General features: G+C 67.7%; 16 protein-coding genes. 4 read left to right on the forward strand and 12 right to left on the reverse strand.

What is annotated here, in order from left to right; genetic code table 11:
* Nucleotide 1: 1 nt before the first annotated feature.
* The 8 genes from alr to glmS form a co-directional block, all read right to left on the reverse strand.
* Nucleotides 2-1,168 (reverse strand): alanine racemase, encoded by a 1,167-nt coding sequence (gene alr / locus H7J89_RS15480; protein WP_264044550.1) that lies wholly within the window; start codon nucleotides 1,166-1,168, stop codon nucleotides 2-4.
* Between the two features lie 284 nt (nucleotides 1,169-1,452).
* Complete coding sequence (gene gad, locus H7J89_RS15485) at nucleotides 1,453-2,835, reverse strand: glutamate decarboxylase (RefSeq protein ID WP_264044551.1); 1,383 nt, start codon at nucleotides 2,833-2,835, stop codon at nucleotides 1,453-1,455.
* Between the two features lie 23 nt (nucleotides 2,836-2,858).
* Nucleotides 2,859-4,280, reverse strand: a complete 1,422-nt coding sequence (locus H7J89_RS15490; protein ID WP_264044552.1) for an NAD(P)H-hydrate dehydratase — start codon at nucleotides 4,278-4,280, stop codon at nucleotides 2,859-2,861.
* Between the two features lie 33 nt (nucleotides 4,281-4,313).
* Complete coding sequence (locus tag H7J89_RS15495) at nucleotides 4,314-4,991, reverse strand: rhomboid-like protein (protein WP_264044859.1); 678 nt, start codon at nucleotides 4,989-4,991, stop codon at nucleotides 4,314-4,316.
* 74 nt (nucleotides 4,992-5,065) lie between these two features.
* Entirely contained in the window at nucleotides 5,066-5,914 is an 849-nt protein-coding gene (locus H7J89_RS15500) for a DUF4436 domain-containing protein (protein WP_264044553.1), read from the reverse strand.
* 39 nt (nucleotides 5,915-5,953) lie between these two features.
* Nucleotides 5,954-6,802 carry a DUF4436 domain-containing protein gene (locus H7J89_RS15505; RefSeq protein WP_264044554.1) on the reverse strand — a complete coding sequence of 283 codons (849 nt, stop codon included), beginning with the start codon at nucleotides 6,800-6,802 and terminating at the stop codon, nucleotides 5,954-5,956.
* A 124-nt stretch (nucleotides 6,803-6,926) separates the two neighbouring features.
* Complete coding sequence (locus tag H7J89_RS15510; protein WP_264044555.1) at nucleotides 6,927-7,817, reverse strand: DUF4436 domain-containing protein; 891 nt, start codon at nucleotides 7,815-7,817, stop codon at nucleotides 6,927-6,929.
* A 107-nt stretch (nucleotides 7,818-7,924) separates the two neighbouring features.
* Complete coding sequence (glmS, locus tag H7J89_RS15515) at nucleotides 7,925-9,790, reverse strand: glutamine--fructose-6-phosphate transaminase (isomerizing) (RefSeq protein WP_264044556.1); 1,866 nt, start codon at nucleotides 9,788-9,790, stop codon at nucleotides 7,925-7,927.
* Nucleotides 9,791-10,445: 655 nt separating this feature from the next.
* Between glmS and H7J89_RS15520 the strand changes: the two genes are divergently transcribed.
* Genes H7J89_RS15520 through H7J89_RS15535 form a run of 4 tightly spaced genes read left to right on the forward strand, consistent with a single transcriptional unit; the run spans nucleotide 10,446 to nucleotide 12,991 of the window.
* Nucleotides 10,446-10,658: an Rv1535 family protein gene (locus H7J89_RS15520; protein ID WP_264044557.1), complete on the forward strand. Its 213-nt coding sequence runs from the start codon at nucleotides 10,446-10,448 to the stop codon at nucleotides 10,656-10,658.
* A gap of 23 nt (nucleotides 10,659-10,681) precedes the next feature.
* Nucleotides 10,682-11,521 (forward strand): dienelactone hydrolase family protein, encoded by an 840-nt coding sequence (locus H7J89_RS15525; RefSeq protein WP_264044558.1) that lies wholly within the window; start codon nucleotides 10,682-10,684, stop codon nucleotides 11,519-11,521.
* 25 nt (nucleotides 11,522-11,546) lie between these two features.
* A complete protein-coding gene (locus tag H7J89_RS15530; protein ID WP_264044559.1) occupies nucleotides 11,547-11,897 on the forward strand; it encodes an ester cyclase in 351 nt (116 codons plus the stop codon).
* A 50-nt stretch (nucleotides 11,898-11,947) separates the two neighbouring features.
* Nucleotides 11,948-12,991, forward strand: a complete 1,044-nt coding sequence (locus H7J89_RS15535; protein ID WP_264044560.1) for an LLM class F420-dependent oxidoreductase — start codon at nucleotides 11,948-11,950, stop codon at nucleotides 12,989-12,991.
* Nucleotides 12,992-12,995: 4 nt separating this feature from the next.
* On the opposite strand, the gene H7J89_RS15540 is transcribed toward H7J89_RS15535, so the two are convergent.
* The 4 genes from H7J89_RS15540 to H7J89_RS15555 form a co-directional block, all read right to left on the reverse strand.
* Complete coding sequence (locus H7J89_RS15540) at nucleotides 12,996-14,354, reverse strand: hypothetical protein (RefSeq protein ID WP_264044561.1); 1,359 nt, start codon at nucleotides 14,352-14,354, stop codon at nucleotides 12,996-12,998.
* Nucleotide 14,355: 1 nt separating this feature from the next.
* Nucleotides 14,356-14,685: a type VII secretion target gene (locus tag H7J89_RS15545; protein ID WP_264044562.1), complete on the reverse strand. Its 330-nt coding sequence runs from the start codon at nucleotides 14,683-14,685 to the stop codon at nucleotides 14,356-14,358.
* Nucleotides 14,686-14,840: 155 nt separating this feature from the next.
* Nucleotides 14,841-15,482 carry a hypothetical protein gene (locus tag H7J89_RS15550; protein ID WP_308205125.1) on the reverse strand — a complete coding sequence of 214 codons (642 nt, stop codon included), beginning with the start codon at nucleotides 15,480-15,482 and terminating at the stop codon, nucleotides 14,841-14,843.
* A gap of 182 nt (nucleotides 15,483-15,664) precedes the next feature.
* Nucleotides 15,665-18,004, reverse strand: a complete 2,340-nt coding sequence (locus H7J89_RS15555; RefSeq protein WP_264044564.1) for a putative alpha/beta hydrolase — start codon at nucleotides 18,002-18,004, stop codon at nucleotides 15,665-15,667.
* Between the last annotated feature and the right edge of the window lie 195 nt (nucleotides 18,005-18,199).

The following is an 18,199-nucleotide window of genomic DNA, read 5'->3' on the forward strand; positions in this document are numbered from 1 at the left end:
TTCAGGGCTCAATGGTTTGCGCCTCGCGATAGGTTCTGGTGATGCGCCCACGGGGGCTGGTCACCACTTCGTAGTGGATGGTGCCGAGCAGGTCGGCCCAGTCCTGCGCGGTGGGTTCCCCGCTGCTGCCGGGCCCGAACAGGATCGCCTCGTCGCCCTCGGCGACGTCGGTCCGGCCGGGCCCCAGGTCGACGACGAACTGGTCCATGCAGATCCGCCCGACCCCCGGCCGCCGCTTGCCGTTGATCAGCACGTCCAATCGTCCTCCCAGCGACCGGAAGACGCCGTCGGCGTAGCCGATCGGCAGCAGGGCCAAATTCGTGTCCCGCTCCGCGGTCCAGGTGTGCCCATACGACACGCTCTCGCCCGCGCGAATCGACTTGACCAGCGCCACAGGGCATTTCACCGTCATCGCCGGCACCAGACCCATGTCCCCGAGCTCGGGCACGGGGCTCAGGCCGTACACCGCCACACCGGGCCGCACCAGGTCGAAGGCCAGATCGGGACGCGACATGGTGGCCGACGAGTTCGCCAGGTGCGCGACCTCGAACCGCACCCCCTGGTCGCTCGCCTGCGTCAGCATGTCGCTAAAGCGTTGAGCCTGAAGGTCATTGATGGGGTTGGCCGGTTGATCGGCGAACACCATGTGCGACATCAGCCCGCGCAGCCGGACGGCTTCCTCGGCGACGGCCCGCCGCAGCGCGGCCAGCATCGAGGGGTATCGGGCGGGGTGGACGCCGTTGCGGTTCAGCCCGGTGTCGACCTTGAGCGTGACGGTCGCGGTCCGGCCCGTCCGGCGCGCCGCGTCCAGCAGTTCGTCCAGCTGACGCTCCGAAGAGACGGCGATCTGAACGTCGGCCAGCAGCGCGGGCCCGAAGTCGAAGCCGGGCGGGTGCAACCAGGCCAGCACCGGCGCGGTGATCCCGTCCGCACGCAGGGCCAGCGCTTCGGCGACGGTGGCGACGCCCAGCTCGGTCGCCCCGCCGGCCAACGCCGCCCGCGCGGACGGGGCGGCCCCGTGGCCGTAGCCGTCGGCCTTGACGACGGCCATCACCTGCGCGCGGCCGGCGTGCTCGCACAGCAACCGCACGTTGTTCTCGATGGCGCGCAGGTCCACCACGGCCTCCGCGAGGAGGCCGGGTGTCAGCGATATCGGCGTAACGGCCACGAGCGCCATTGTCCCAGAACCGGTCGGGCAAACCGACCGTTGAGCCACGAAGCTCACATTCGCCCAGGCCGTCACGTCAGTCCCTGTGGTGGCCGACACACATTTTGCCCACCTTCGAGCGACAAATCCGCTCAGATCGTCTGGCCGTCTTTGAGTCGCGTGGATTCCGCCGTCGCGGCGACGTCGGTACCAGGCCAATTGAGGTGCTGTACGGCGTCCTTGCCCGCGCTGGCGTCGCTCGTCATGCGATTGCGCTTACCCGGCGGTCGGGCAGCGAAACCGGCCTAGTGCGCGAAGTGCTGCGCGTCGTAGTGGCCGCCGGGCTTGAGCTTGTCCAGCGAGGCCAGCGCCGAGACGGCGTCGTCGTGCAGCGCGCGGGCCAGGTCGGCCGAGAGCCCTTCTCGCACCACGATGCGCAGCACCGAGACGTTGGTGGCGTTGTCGGGCATGGTGTACGCGGGCACCTGCCAGCCGTACGTGCGCAGCTCGTGCGAGACGTCGAACTCCGTGTAGCCGCGGTCCCCGGAGAGCCGGAAGGCGACCACCGGGATCGCCGAACCCTCCGAGATCAGCTCGCAGTGGTCGCTGACCCGCAGCTGCTCGCCCAGCCACCGCGCCGTCCCGGACAGCGCCTGCATCACCTTGGTGTAGCCGTCGCGGCCCAGCCGCAGGAAGTTGTAGTACTGGCCGACCACCTGATTGCCGGGGCGGGAGAAGTTCAGCGTGAAGGTCGGCATGTCGCCGCCGAGGTAGTTGACCCGGAACACCAGCTCGTCGGGCAGGTACTCCTTGGTACGCCAAACCACGAAGCCGACACCCGGGTACGTCAGCCCGTACTTGTGGCCGCTGACGTTGATCGACACCACCCGGGGCAGCCGGAAGTCCCACTTCAGTTCGGGGTGCAGGAAGGGCACCACAAACCCGCCGCTGGCGGCGTCGACGTGCACCGGGACGTCCACCCCGCCGCCGGCCGCGAGCTTGTCCAGCGCGCCGCAGATGTCGGCGACCGGTTCCAGTTCACCGGTGTAGGTGGTGCCCAGGATCGCGACCACGCCGATGGTGTCCTCGTCGACGGCGTCGACGACCTGTTCCGGGGTGATGACGTAGCGGCCCTCTTCCATCGGCAGATAGCGGGGCTCGACGTCGAAGTAGCGGCAGAACTTCTCCCAGACCACCTGGACGTTGGAGCCCATCACCATGTTCGGCTGGCGGCTTTCCCAGCCTTTACCGACCTTCTGGCGCCACCGCCACTTCATGGCCAGCCCGCCCAGCATGACCGCCTCGCTGGAGCCGATCGTGGACACCCCGCACGCGCTGTAGGGGTCGGCGTCGTTCAGGCCTTCGGCGTGGAACAGGTCGGCCACCATGGAGACGCAGCGCTGCTCGATGGCCGCGGTGGCCGGGTACTCGTCTTTGTCGATCATGTTCTTGTCGAACGTCTCGGCCATCAGCCGGCCCGCCTCCGGGTCCATCCACGTGGTGACGAACGTGGCCAGGTTCAGCCGCGAACTGCCGTCGAGCATCAGCTCGTCGTGGATGAAGCGGTAGGCGGCCTCGGGGTCCATCGATTCGTCGGGCAGCCGCAGGGCGGGCACCGGCGCGGTGAACAGGCGGCCGGTGTAGGCGGGGGCGATGGCGTGGGCGGGCAGGGAGGGGTGTTGGGGCACGGCGGGATCCTCTCGATGGGGCGCTATATGGCGGCCAGGGCGGCCCTGATGTGCGGCACGATGCGCGACGCCGATGTCGGCGCCTCACCGGGGCCCGGGTCGGCGGCCGACAGCGCCGCGGCCCGCGCGTGGACGAAAGCGGCCGCCGCGGCGGCCTCGACCGCCGGCAGTCCCGCCGCGAGCAGCGCGCCGATCATCCCGGACAGCACGTCCCCGGAACCGGCGGTGGCCGCCCAGGATTGCCCGGCCGGGTTGAGGAAGACCGGGCCGCCCGGTTCGGCGATGACGGTGACGTTCCCCTTCAACAGCACGGTGGCGCCGAAGGTGTCGGCCAGCTTTTGGCACGCTCCAACCCGGTCGTCCCCCGGGGGGCTACCCGCCAGCCGGGCGAATTCACCGGCATGCGGGGTCAGCACCGTCGGCGCGCTCCGGTTGGCGACCAGCTCGGGGTGGGCGGCCAGGATGGTCAGCCCATCGGCGTCCACGATCACCGGCAAGTCGGTTTCCAGCGCGAACCACAACGCGGTGGCCCCGGTGTCGTCGGTGCCCAATCCCGGCCCAACGACCCAGGATTGGACCTTGCCGGCCGAGGCGGGGGTGGGCGACGCGATCACCTCGGGCCAGTGCGCGAGCACCTCCCGGTGCGCGTTGCCGGCGTAGCGGACCATGCCGGACGTCGCCGCGACGGCGGCGCCGGTGCACAGCACGGCCGCACCCGGATACGTCGACGAGCCGGCCATCACACCGGTCACGCCCTGGGTGTATTTGTCGTCGTGCGGCCCGGGCACCGGCCAGCGGGCGGCCACGTCCGCGGCCTCGAAACCCAGCATGTCGGTCTGCGGCAAATCGAGCCCGATGTCGATCAGCTTCACCCGGCCGCAATCGGCGAGCGCGTGCACGGGTTTGAGCCCGCCGAAGGTGACCGTCAGCGCCGCGTGCACCGCCGGGCCGGTGATCGCCCCGGTCGCCACATCGATGCCGCTGGGGATGTCGACGGCGACCACGGGGATGCCCGCATGATCCACCGCGGCGAAAACCTCGGCCGCGGCCGGGCGCAGCGGCCCGGATCCGGAGATGCCCACCACCCCATCGATGACGAGATCGGTTGTCGGCAAGACACTTTCCACGATGCGCCCGCCGGCCTTCGTGAACGCCGCCAATCCCTTGCGGTGGGTGCGTTCCGGGTTGAGCAGCACCGCGTCGGCGGCCGCGCCGCGCCGGCGCACGAAGGTGGCGGCCCACAGCGCGTCACCGCCGTTGTCGCCCGAGCCGACGACCGCGCACACCCGGCGCCCGGCCACCCCGCCGGTGCGGGCCCGCAATTCGGCGAGGATCTCGGCGGCCAGCCCGAAGGCCGCGCGCCGCATCAAGGCTCCGTCGGGCAGGCTGGCCAGCAGCGGCGCCTCGGCCTGGCGGATCGCGTCTACGGAGTAGTAGTGCCGCACGAGTGCCACATTACGGGTCAGCGGCCGCGTGGCTCAGGCCGATGCCTCGGGCGAGCGGCGGCGTCGCCCCATGGCCCGCAGCCGCGCCGGGCTCAGCTGCCGGGGGTCCATGTGCCGCGTCATCGGGTAGAAGCAGAGCCCGACGAGGATCGAGGTGAAGTGCCCGATCGCGGTGAAGTTCAGCTCAATCCGGTCCATCGCGATCAACGGGAAGCCGAAGATGATGAACAGGACACCCAGGTAACCCCAGCGCCACGGGCGAGCGATGTGATAGGCCAGCACGGCCATCACCCCGACCAGGAAGTAGCTCACGCCGATGTCGCGGGCGTGCACCAGCCGTTCCGACGCATCGTGTTCCTCGATCGCGAAGTAGAGCAGCCCCTCACTGAAATATGTGGACAGGATGTGGGCGCTCAATCCCACTGTGAGCCAACGCAACTGGCCCAGCCAGTGTTCGGCCGGGGCCAGGAACAACGAGAACAGGATCAGGTACGGGGCCAGGTTGTCGCCGTCGATCCACAGCAGGCTGGAGAACAGCACATCGAGCGGGTCCCGCGCCAACCCGTGGATGTTGGTGGAATGGTGCATCAGCATCGAGTGCAGTTGCCGCTGGGGCAGCCAGTGCTGGGCGAGCGTCGTGATCAGCAGGACGAGCAGCCACCCGTACGTCAGCGGCGCGTGGCTGACGTAATGCCAGACCGCGAGCCCCATCTTGCGCAGTCGGGACCGCACGGGTGCATTCGTCACTTCATTACCTTCGCACGAGGACCGTCGCGCTACCGCGCCTAAGCGCCGGACGCGCCGGGCTGTTGGGCGTCGGGGCGCAAATGCCGCCACCAACAGGCGATGTAGAGCAGCATCGAGATCACCAACACGACGAGCACCCAGAGAACGATCGTGATGTCGATCCAGCCACCGAACGGCGGCGAACCCGGAAGCGCGTTTCGCAACGGGACCACCGCGAAAAGCATTGCCGCGTACCACGTCGTCATCGGCGGCTGAAACTTTCGCCGGTCCCGCAGCGTCTGGACCGCAACGAAAAGGCCGAGCCCGGCAATGGCGATGAGCACGCCGCAAATGACGATGCCGAACGCCGCCGCGCTCAGCGACCGCTGCAGCGTCACTCGGTACGGACCCAGACCTCCGCCGTTACCCGCGGTGACCTGCCAGCCGGGAAGGTGGTTGACGAACGTGGCGGGCAAGCGCTCAGGAATGCCACCTTCGCCCCCGTGCAAAAGCTCGACCTCGATCGGCCCCGAATCGTAGTGATCGAAGGGCCACTGCTCGATTTCACCCGCGATGGTCACCGGGACGGGAAATACGCCGGGGAGCATGCCCTTCGTCCAGGTCCGACGGGTGGGCGTTGCTGCGGATCTGACCCAGAGGCTGAGGTCTTCGTTGAGGTGCTGCGTCTGCGGATCGAGCAGTGCCGATCCGGGTGAAATCGCGAGGTTGATAACGAGGACGCTGTAATTCGACTGAATGTCTTCGACCGAAAATGTCGCCCTGCTCGTATCGCCTCCAGCCGGGACTTCCGCCCGGTGATGCACCGTCCGGCTTTGGGCGTACAGGGCAACCGACGCGACGTATGCCGCAAGGATTGACACGATGAGACCTACCGCGGCGAACCTCATGACTGCTCCCCAACTGACCTGCACATGAGCGGCCGGCGTTCAACTCGATGGCGACGGCGCCGGATTCGCCGCCGCACCAACAACTTCGGGCCTCAGATGCCGCCACCAGCACATGATGTAGAGGAGCATGGACACCACCAGGACGACGAGCACCCACAACACGAGCGTGATGTCGATCCAGCCACCGAATGGCGGCGAGCCGGGCAGCGCGTTTCGCAGCGGCACCACCGCAAAGAGCATCGCCGCGTACCACGTGGTCATCGGGGGCTGGAACTTCCGCCGGTTGCGCACCGTCTGAACGGCGACGAACAGACCCAGGGCGGCGATGGCGACGAGCACGCCGCAGATGACCATGCCGAACGCCGCCGCGCTGAGCGAGCGGTGCACGCTCACCTGATAGGGGCCGGACCCCTCGGTGGTCACCCGCCAACCGGAGAGGTGGTTCACGATGGTCACCGGCACGCGTTCGGGCACGTTCCCCGGGCCATGCATGAGCTCGATCTCGACCGGCCCGGAACCGTAGTGGTCGAAAGGCCAATTTTCGATCTCACCCGCGATGGTCAGCGGGACGGGGAAGACACCGGGCAGCATGCCCTTGGTCCACGTTCGACGGGTCGGTGTTGCCACGGATCGCACTCGGAGACTCAGGTCATCGTTGAGGTGCTGGGTCTGCGGATCCAACAGAGCCGATCCCGGCGATATGGCTAGGTTGGCCATGAGCACGCTGTAGTTGGACTGAATGTCTTCGATGACCAACGTGGCCGTGCTCCGCTCACCACCGGCCGTGATGTTCGGGTGGTGGTGGCCCCCCCGGTTGGCGTACAACGCGACCGAGGCGACGTAGGCCCCAACGACGCCCACGATCAGAGCGATGATCCCATATCGCACGACGGCCCCCTACCGACCTGGCCACCGTGGCCACCCAACGCAAATGCTTGCCCACGGGGCAATGTAGTTGAACGGCTGGCGGAAACGTTTTGAAACGGAAGGAATTCGACCCGATTACCGAACATCAGCCCGTTGGCGCCGGGACCGGATCCGGCGGCGGGACGACCACTTCGGGCCTCAGATGCCGCCACCAGCAGGCGATGTAGAGCAGCATCGCTATCACCAACGCGACGATCACCCAGAGCACGATGGTCACGTCGATCCACGCCCCGAATGGGGGCGAGCCGGGCAGCGCGTTGCGCAGCGGTACCACCGCGAACAGCATTGCCGCGTACCACGTCGTCATCGGGGGCTGGAACTTGCGCCGGTCACGCATCGTCTGAATGGCCACGAATAGGCCGAGGGCGGCGATGGCGATGAGCACGCCGCAAATCACGATGCCGAACACCGCGGTACTCGGCGCGCGGCGCACGCTCAGTCTGTACCCCTCGTGGCTGGCGACCTTGGTCGCGGAGACTTTGAATCCGGCCAGGTGGTCGATGAGTCGCACCGGGATGAGTTCGGGCGGTTTCGTCGTATCGCCACCGTGGAATAGCTGCACCTCGATCGGTCCTGAGATGTAGTTATCGAACGGCCATCGTTCGACGTGACCCGCTATGGTCAGCGGGAGTGGAAAGACGCCGGGAAGCATGCCTTTCGTGTAGTCGCGTCGACTGGGCTGGGCCGACGATCGGACGCGCAGCATGAGGTCTTCCTTGAGGCGGTGGGTGACCGGATCCAGCATCGCGGGTCCGGGCGCGACAGCCACGTTGGCAACCACCGCGCTGTAGTTCGACTGCATCTCTTCCACGGTCAACGTCGCCATAGTCTGGCTGGCCGTCTCCGCGTTGTCGCTCAGCGTGCCGGCCGAAGATCCTTCCACCGTGTTCTGGTAGAGCTCGACCAGCGCGACGTAGGTCCCGACGATGAGCACGACGAAACCCACCGCAGCGAATCTTCTGACCGCCGATCGCATGCTGCTCCTACCCCTGTGGAGTCGATCTCGATCTGTCCCAGGGAAATCTAGCGGAGCCAGGGCGGATCTCGCGGCGATACGGCCGAAGCGGCGCTACCGATGCTCGGCTATTCCACCGTGACGGACTTGGCGAGGTTTCGCGGTTTGTCGACGTCGTAACCTCGGGCCTGGGCAACCGACGCGGCGAACACCTGAAGCGGGATGGTCGACAGCAGCGGCTGCAAAAGTGTTGACACCGATGGGATTTCGATCAGGTGGTCGGCGTAGGGCCGCACGGTGTCGTCACCTTCTTCGGCGATCACGATGGTGACCGCGCCGCGGGCCTGGATCTCGCGGATGTTCGACAGCAGCTTGGAGTGCAGCGTGGCCTGCCCCTTGGGCGAGGGCATGACGACGATGACGGGCAGGTCGTCCTCGATCAGCGCGATGGGCCCGTGCTTGAGTTCGCCGGCGGCGAATCCCTCGGCGTGCATGTAGGCCAGTTCCTTGAGTTTCAGCGCGCCTTCCAACGCCACCGGGTAGCCGACGTGGCGCCCGAGGAACAGCACGGTCGAGGACTGCGCGAACCGATACGCCAGGGCGGCCACCGGCTCGATCATCGCGAGCACCCGCGCGACCAGGTCCGGCATGGCCTCCAGCTCCTGGTACTCCCGCTCGACCTCGTCGGGGTACTTGGTGCCACGGGCCTGCGCCAGCGCCAGGCCAACCAGGTAGTTGGCGGTGATCTGCGCCAGGAACGTCTTCGTCGAGGCGACGCCGATCTCCGGACCGGCGCGGGTGTAGAGCACGGCGTCGCATTCGCGCGGGATCTGCGAGCCGTTGGTGTTGCAGATGGCCAGCACCTTGGCCTTCTGCTCCTTGGCGTGCCGCACCGCTTCGAGGGTGTCGGCGGTTTCGCCGGATTGCGAGATGGCGACCACCAGCGTGCTGCGGTCCAGCACCGGGTCCCGGTAGCGGAATTCGCTCGCCAGCTCCACCTCCACCGGCAGCCGGGTCCAGTGCTCGATCGCGTACTTCGCGAGCAGCCCGGAGTGATACGCGGTGCCGCAGGCCACCACGAACACCTTGTCGATCTCGCGGAGCTCCTGGTCGGAGAGCCGCTGCTCGTCGAGCACGATCCGGCCGTCGACGAAATGCCCGAGCAGGGTGTCGGCCACGGCGGCGGGCTGCTCGGCGATCTCCTTGAGCATGAAGTACTCGTAGCCACCCTTTTCCGCGGCGGCCAGGTCCCAGTCGATGTGGAACTCGCGGTACTCGACGTCGTCGTTGCCGTGGAAGTCGGTGATCCGGTAGCCGTCGGCGGTGATCACCACGGCCTGGTCCTGGCCGAGTTCGATGGCGTTGCGGGTGTGCGGGATGAACGCGGCCACGTCGGAGCCGACGAACATCTCGCCGTCGCCGATCCCGATCACCAGCGGTGTGGAGCGGCGGGCGGCCACGATGGTGCCGGGCTCGTCGGCGTTGGTGAACACCAGCGTGAAGTGGCCCTCAAGCCGCCGCAGCACCGCCAGCACCGAGGCGGCGAAGTCACCCGCGGTCTCGCCGTGCCGGTAGGCCTGCGCCACCAGGTGCACCGCCACCTCTGTGTCGGTGTCGCTGGTGAATTCCACGCCCAGGGCCTCCAGCTCGTGGCGCAGGCTCGGGTAATTCTCGATGATGCCGTTGTGGACGACGGCGATCTTGCCGGCGGCGTCGCGGTGCGGGTGCGCATTGCGGTCGGTGGGGCGCCCATGGGTGGCCCAGCGGGTGTGGCCGAGGCCGGTCGTGCCGCCCAGCGACTCCGGCGGCATCTGGGCTACCGCTTCCTCCAGGTTGGCCAGCCGCCCGGCGCGGCGGCACACGGTGAGCGTCCCGGCGCCGTTGACCAGTGCGATCCCCGACGAGTCGTAGCCCCGATACTCCATCCGGCGCAGCGCATCCATGACGACCTTGCAGGCAGGTTGCTGCCCGACGTAGCCGACGATTCCGCACATTCACACCAGGGTAGTGCAGCCGTCGGCCCGCCACGGCATGCCGACGCTCACGTCAGGGCGCCCACCTGCGCGAAAGGCCCACGTTGACCGACCCTTACCGCCCCTTTCATCTCCCACTGTGCGAGCACACGGTCCGCCGCCCGGGGTGGTACGGCGGCCACTCGTTGACCCGGACCCCGCCACTGGGACGGGGTCGGGTGGACGTCGTGGACCGATGCGCCCGGATTTCCACCGCAAGGACGCTGACCGTCCACTTCATGCCGTCTTCATAAACGGTAGAAACTTTTTCACCTGATGTATTTGTGACGTTTTCGTCTGGGCCATCGATCTAGCAGTCCAGCTACCTAGAATTCTGCATATCGGCCATGACTGGCAACCACCGAAGCCAGCAGAAAGGACAGCTTGTTGACGCCCGCTTGATCCCCACTACCTGGCGAATCAGTTGATTCTCCGGTGCTCATGCGCGCAGCGCGACCAAATCTTTTCAACAATAACCATTTATGACTGACATCAAAGCCGATAGTCCAGCTACTCGGTAATCGAGTATGAAGCCCTGGCATTAATTCCGTTGGGCACAGACAAGTAAACCGCCGGATAGATAAACGTTCATAAGTGTTAATCCGAAATTTTTGTAGCCTTCTTCAAGGGGAGAATCATGACTGCGGTTCTGTTCGACGATGTGATGACTGCTTCGCCCGCGCCCGGCCTGACGCTGGCGCCGGCACCGAGACCGGCCGCCAAGCGCCACCGCGCGCCGATCGCCAGTGGCGACCCGATGGTGGACACGGCCACCCGGTTGCTGAGCATCCCGCTGCGCCACATGTATGCGGCGCTCTGGCGGGTGGGCGTGATCGAGGTCAGGGCCTGAGCGCGATGCGCTAACGTCGACGCGTGGCCCGCACCCGCAAGCTCGTCGCAGCCCTCAGCCGCCGTGGCCCGCATCGCGTTTTGCGTGGTGACCTGGCGTTTGCCGGCTTGCCGGGGGTGGTGTACACGCCGGAGGAAGGGCTGAATCTGCCCGGGATCGCGTTCGGTCACGACTGGCTCACCAAGTCCGCCAACTATTCGGGTCTGCTCGAGCATCTCGCGTCGTGGGGCATCGTGGCCGGCGCCCCCGACACCGAGCGCGGGCTGGCCCCGTCCGTCCTGAACTTCGCCTTCGACCTCGGCACCGCGCTCGACATCGTGTCAGGTGTGCGGCTCGGGTCGGGCAGGATCAGCGTGCATCCCGCCAAGCTCGGCGTGGCCGGGCACGGTTTCGGCGGCTCGGCCGCGGTGTTCGCCGCGGCCGGCATGCCGAACAGGCTGGCCGCGGCGGCAGCGCTGTTTCCCGCCGTCACCAGCCCCCCGGCCGAGGCCCCGGCGACGACGCTGAAGCTCCCCGGGTTGATCTTGACCGCGCCGGGGGATCCGCAGTCGCTGACGTCCAACGCCCTGTCGCTGTCGCGCGCGTGGGGCGCCGCCACGCTGCGCGTCGTCAGCAAGGCCCAGCCCGGCGGGCTCGCGGAGGGCCGGCGGTTGACCAAGGTGTTCGGCCTGGCCAGCCCGCACCGGCGCACGCAGCGCACGGTCCGCGCACTGCTCACCGGCTACCTGCTGTACACGCTGGGCGGCGACAAGACCTATCGCGACTTCGCCGATCCCGACGCCCACCTGCCCAAGACGGATCCGCTGGATCCCGAGGCGCCGCCGGTCGCCCTGGAAGAGAAGATCGTCGCGCTGTTGAAGTGACGCGGTAACCGGGTAATTGCTCACTGTGTCGACCGTGCAAGCGCTGTACACCCGCTGGATCACCGAGCTCTGGGCCGGCCGCCCCGTCGCGTCCGAGATCGTCACCGACGACTTCGTCGGTCACTGGCCCGGCCGGGACGTGCATGGCCCGGAGGAGCTGCAGCAGATCGTCGAGGAGACCCGAAACATGATGGCGGACTTGACTTTTGCCATCGAGCTAGGTCCCCTGTCCGAGGGCGACCTGGTCGCCGGCCGGTGGGTGGGTACGGGGCGCGGCCCGGATGGCCCGGTCTCCTTCACCGGCAACGACATCCTGCGCCTCGCCGGCGATGGGCGACGGTTCGCGGAGTACTGGACGGGCACCTCGGCGGGCTGAAGTTCGCGGGCCGGCCTGGCGCGCGGGTGCCGCCGTGGTATCTGTCGTGGATGCGCATCGGGATCGCTCTGGATTATTCGGGCGGCTTTCACCAGGCCGTGGACCACGTCGTCGAACTCGAGAAGGCCGGCATCGACATCGCCGTGGTGGCCGAGGCGTATGCCTTCGACGCGGTGAGCCAGCTCGGGTATTTGGCCGCCAAGACGACCTCCGTCGAGTTGGCCTCGGGCGTGTTCCCGATCTACATCCGCACGCCCTCGCTGCTGGCGATGACGGCCGCGGGGCTCGACTTCGTGTCCGACGGGCGGTTCCGGCTGGGGATCGGGACGTCCGGACCGCAGGTGATCGAGGGCTTTCACGGCGTCGAGTTCGACGCGCCGCTGGGCCGCACCCGCGAGATCGTGGAGATCTGCCGCAAGGTGTGGCGCCGGGAACGGCTGCAGCACAACGGCAAGCACTACCAGATCCCGTTGCCACCCGACCGTGGGACGGGACTGGGCAAGGCCCTGCAGCTCATCAATCATCCTGTGCGCGAACGCATTCCGATCACGATCGCCGCGCTGGGCCCGAAGAACGTCGAGCTCACCGCCGAGATCGCCGAGGGCTGGCAGCCCGTCTTCTACCTTCCGGACAAGGCCGCCTCGGTGTGGGGCGACGCGCTGGCGGCCGGTGCGGCCAAGCGGGATCCGGCGCTGGGGCCGCTGGACGTCATGGTGCACGCGTCGGTGGCCATCGGTGACAACGTCGACGAACGGCTGGCGTGGGTCAAGCCGCAACTCGGCCTGTACCTCGGCGGGATGGGCGCCAAGGGCCGCAATTTCTACCACGCCCTGGCGACGCGTTACGGGTTCGGCGAGGTCGCCGACCGGATCCAGGAGCTGTACCTGTCCGGACGTAAGCGGGAGGCCATCGATGCGGTGCCCGACGAATTGGTGCGCGGCATGTCGCTGATCGGCCCGCGCGGATACGTCGCCGAGCGCCTGGCCGCCTTCGCCGAGGCCGGGGTGACGACGCTGTTGCTCAGCCCGCTGGCCACCGACCGCGCCGAATCCGTGCGCTTCGTCGAGGAGGTGCTGCGGCTGCGCCCGGCCTGAGCCGTCACTGCCCCGCCTGCGGAAGCTGGTCCGCCGCGATCTCGCAGGGCGTCTTCCCGTCGGTCGCCGGGGGCGCCGGCTCGCCCGCCGCTGGAGCGGCCACCGGTGCGGGTGCGTCGGCCGGCGCGGCAGCCGGTGGTGGCGGCGGATCCGCAGGTGCCGGCGCATCGACGGGCACCGGCGCGTCGACCGGTTGAACCGCCGCGCCGGGCTTGGCTTCCCCGGTGTCCTCGACATCTTCCGTTTTCGCGGGCTCGTCGTCCGTCTCGTCGGCGTCGTCCCTGTCGTCGGCCTCAAAGGGGTTCTCGTCGAACGTGTTTCCGTCGCCGAAGGGGTCGGCGGCGCCCGCCTCGTCGCCGGCCGAGCCGAGCAGACCGCCGACCGCGTCGACGATCCTGCCGGCCAACCCGAGGAGACCGGCACCACCGCCGCCGAGCCCACCGCCCAGATCGCCCGTCGGCGTGCCGCCGCCGCCCCCAAGCGCGGTTCCCCAATCCGGCTGCGGCGCCGCCGGCATCGGAGCCGGCGCGAGCGTCGCCGCGGTCGGCGCCGGATCGACCGACGGCCTCGGAACCGGCTCCACCGACGGGCTCGCGCCCGCCGCGGCCGCGGGCGTGACCGCGACGGGCGGCGCGCTGGACGCGGACGGCCGCAACGGTTGGTAGCCGGGCCCGAGATCACCGGGGGCTTCGAAGCGCGCCGCCGGCGCGGCGGACATTCTGTCGGTGACCATGTCGTAGGAGGTCGCCACACCGTCGCGCGTCGAACGCATCGTGGTCAGCCAGTCGTCGCGAATCTCATTGTCCACGTAGGGCATTACCTGCTCGCGCACAACCTCTTCGGCGGCTTGCCGATCACCCACCCCGGCCGTGACCGCGGCGGAGGCAGCCAACCACGCCGGCCGCTGCACCTGCGTGCGGTCGTCGACGGCGATGGTGGTCGCAACCTTCGTATCGACCAGGTACCACAGGTTGTCGCGCAGGGATTCGCACCGTTGGGCCGCCGCACGCAGCTCCGTGGCCAGGGCACTGGCGGTGTCGCAGTGGCGCTCCAGGAACCGTGCCGCGGCGTCCCCGCCCGGCCCGGTCCACGCCGCGGCCAGCTCGGCCGCCTGGGCGCGCTGTATCCGCAGCGCTTCCATGACCACCTCGCCCGCCGCCCGCAGTTCAACGCAGTCGCGGTCGAGGGCGCGCAGGTCCAGGCCGTCTTCGGTGTCGTACCAGTCCCGGACCTGGGCGAGGTGCGCCGTCAGGTCGGGATGGTGATAGCCCACGACATGGCAGGCCTGCACATAACTCTGGGTGTGCTCGACGGCGGGCAGGCCCTCGGCGAGCCGCTCCGCGACGTCCAGCCGGTCGGCCATGTCAGGCGATCCGTGCCGCGGCATACCGTTCGGCGTCGGCGTAGCGGTCGGCGCTGGCCCGCAGGGCCGCGGCGATCTCGACCGACGCGCGCGACCACTGCGCTACTTCGGTGGCCAGGCGCTCCAGCTCGACCCGCAGCGCCTCACCGCGCGCGGTGTGCGTCCGCCCCGCGCTGGGCCCACTGAAAGTCAATCGGCCCAGCTGATCGCTGAGGGCGCGGTCGATGATGTCGGCGGCGGCGCTGAATTGGTCGGCGATGCGGTGCGTCGCCGGGACGTCGATCTCGGTGCGGGCCACGGTGGTCGGTCGTACTCCCCTGTCGAATCTCATGCCTAATCCGACGCCGGGGAACGCCCGGCGGTTCCGGCCGCAATCGACGCACGCGGCTGACCGCCTCCGAGATGCCGTGGGCCAGACACGCCCACCGCGTGTACACCAGTGCAATGTCGAAATACGTTGAGGCCGAGCAGGATTGACTGCTCTCCTCACGACTTCGGGCTGGGAGCGGGCCAGCCGGGAGATGGCGGCAGGGTGGGAAAGTCGGAGCGGGGATATTCACCGCCGCGGATGAGTTGGGGGTGTGGGGGCGCTTTGGAACGGCAGGCATCGGTGTCGTGAGCAACATCGGGCCATTCGGATGCGAGCCCGTATTCGGCGAAGTAACCACCCTGATGGCTGGTGATTCTCCATTGGTTGAACACATCGATCGACGGCGTGCGTGCCGGTCCCGACTGGGGGGGAAGCTGTGGACCGACAATCGCCGGAGCAGTCATGGTGATCCGCATCGGATAGATGCCTGAATCTGGGGGTGGCTGGGCGATGATCGGGCTGTAGCCCTTGTGGCCCTGGTCGGCGGCGCCGAATAGATACTCGCAAGTCACCACCGTGACGTCGTGACCGGAAGTGGCAATCGACAGGATGTGGGCCTGTTCACTGCCCACCCACGGGCGTTGGGGATCCTTGGTCTTCGGCCACAGGAACTGGGTGCCCGTCGGATGGTCAGCGGGCTGGTTGCGGTCGACCGCCTGCTGGAAACCCGGATAGAGGTATCGATCGTCACCGGTGAGCCGGGTGAGCAAATAGGACTCGTTGTACGCCCGCACCGCTACCGCGGGCCAGCTGGTCACGTCAATTCCGGGTTCGGCCGTCCAGACGACGGTGAAGTCGCTGAGGGCCGGGGGCCATCCCGCCGGGTTCGGCGGTGTCGGCGTTGGCTGATGCGACTGGTGGTTCGAGCTGCAACCGGCGAATAGCAGCACCGCGGCCGTTGAGAGTGCCGTGAAACAGCGCAACGCGCGAGGGATGCCCATCATTTGTGCCCCGGGGGCTCGGGCACGCCGATGATTTCGTTGTAGCGGTCGACCATGTACTGGTCGGGCGACATCTTCTCATTGGGGGGCAAGGCAAGTGCCTGAGACAGTGCCGGGCCAATAACGTTGTTGTATTGGCCAGCGGTAAGGCCGGGATATTTCGTTTGCAGTTCGTCGAGGGTTGCTATCCGTCCATACGGGTGGTCGTGGTCGTGGACAACGTATTCGGGCGGCAATCCCGTAATGGGCTGATTTGCCCCGAGCAACGCATCAAGCATCTCTTGATCGGCGCTTCCGATGTCCATGGGCTGGATGGGAGTTTGGCCCGGCGCCGTGGGCGCCGGCCCCAACATGTCGTTTTCGAGGTTGTGCCCGAGCATTCCAATCGCGGGCCCGGTGACTTTGCCCACCCCCGGGACCCAACCACCGGCCGTGCTGGCGGCCTGGACGCCGTCTTCGTAGGCCAGCTTCTTCGAGTCGTATTCCGAAAGCTGTTGGTGGTAACCGTTTTGTTCGTTGGCTTGGTAGGCGTTGTGGGTTCCGACGTCGACCAGTCCCCTTAGCGTGGCGGCGTCGTAGAGCTGGTCGCTGTAGCCATCGCGGTGGGGATTGAGCGCAAATTGAGAATCGTGGAGAACAGCCTGTGCATAGGCGTGACTGTTGAAGTCTTTGGCGGCGGTGGGGTCGCTATCGATCACCGAGAAGACGCCTTTGGCCACCGGTAGCGCACCGGACCGCTGATCGGACCATTGGTCGACGGGATCGCCAAATTCGGGCAGCCGGTTGGATGTTCCAGCGATGCTGTTGATGTACGGATCCAGACCGTGTCCCATAGCCTGCACGAGATTGGGATTCACCTGGCCCAGCGTGTGGTTACCCGGGAGATGAAGTAGCTCCTGCTGGTGGCCGCCGATGTAGGTGCTGTAGGCGCGCGCGGTTTCACCGGCGATCTTCGCTTCCGGCCCCTGGGCTGCGTCGCCGGTCCAGGAGAACAGCGAACCGACCGCCTGGCCGTTGTCCTTCCAGGCGTGATGGGTCAGGTTCTGCAGGAACTTGTCGTGGTCGCTGCCGGTCATGGTGTCGTGGACGACCTGGTGATCCGGAGACACCGCGGATAGCACGTTGGACACCGCGGGGTCCATGGCGGGATCACGCTCGACATTTTGGCCCTGGCTGGCCGGGTCGTGCTGCCAGAACGGGGTGTCCATCATGGCCCCCGCCTTGCGGATCATCGCCCGATCCAGATCGGTGTTCGTCTGGAAGGACTTGTCGCCGTCCTTGACGATGTTGGCGATGTCGTTGGTTTGGCGCAGGTATTCCAGGCCGGAGGAATTCAGCGCCTGCTGGACACTCTCCGGCAGCTGCGCGGCCCCACCTTTGACCGTGTCGGTCCGCTGTTTCGCGCCGACCTGGAGCGGCGTCTTGGGGAACGTGAGGTTGGGGTTGCTCATCAGCTGCCAGGAGTTGCCGATCATGCCCTTCTCGTCGCCGAGCCGCTGTTCGGCGGTGTTGAGTGCATCGATCGACATGCCGTGTTCTTGGGCCTGCAGCTGGCTCAGAACCGAAGCCTGCTCGGCGGTCAGCGGCACCTTTCCGGCACGCTGATCGGGCGTGATTGAGTTCAGCACCCCGTTGACGCGGGCGGCGGCCCCCTTGTCACCCCCGAGCGCGCCCTTGACGTCTTGCTCGGCTTGCTCGGGCGTCTCGGCCTCGTGACCGTCGACCCCCAGGACGTGGCCGGGGTCGTACCCGTCGTTGGCCAAGGTGGTCTGCGCTTGGCGAAGAGAACTCGAATAGGTGTCGCGGGTGGCATGCAGCTGGTCGAGGGCATCTTTGGTGTCACTGACGGCGGCGGCTTTGAGCACCCTGATAATCGACTGCAGTTCCTGCTGGCTCGCCGCGTCGGGATGGTCCTGCAGATCCTGCATCGCCAGGTCGATCAGATGGTCGAGCTGCTCCAACTGACCTTCCAACGTGGCGATCTCTCCGGCGCCGGCCTTTTGCGCCTCGGCCAACGCGGCGGCGATATTTTCCAGGTCAGCACCGATCTTGGGCAACTGCTCGGACTGCGTTCCCAGCGCCTGGGCCGTGCGCTGCACTTCGGCGGCGTCGTTGATCGGGTGATCCCCGTTCTGACGGTTCCAGGCCGCCTCGAAGCGCTTGCGGGCTTGCTCGAAGGCGTGGTCGGCCTCGCCGGTGGAGCGCCCAGCGCCATGAAAGGCGTTGGCCAGGTTGGCGATCTGCCCCGGCTGACCCGCCTGCAGGGTCCGGTTGACCTCCCATGGATCACCGCCTGCCCCGGCGACCAGCTCCCCTTTGGTGAGATGCTTCAGCTGCACCGCGTCTCCACACCGCGCCGCGATCGCCGGCCGACCGCGTTGTTTGCACGCCGATCAGCGGAGCGAACCCCGATTCGCCGCGAACCGCCACCGACGAGCATCACCACCCCTTCCGCGCTGGCGACAAGATTACTGTCCGAGGCCTGGGGATCAATTCAGTCACGCCCGCCGGCGGCGTGGTAAAGGACCCGTGAC

This window comes from Mycobacterium paraffinicum (assembly GCF_025822865.1).
In the GTDB taxonomy this organism is placed as follows: domain Bacteria; phylum Actinomycetota; class Actinomycetes; order Mycobacteriales; family Mycobacteriaceae; genus Mycobacterium; species Mycobacterium paraffinicum.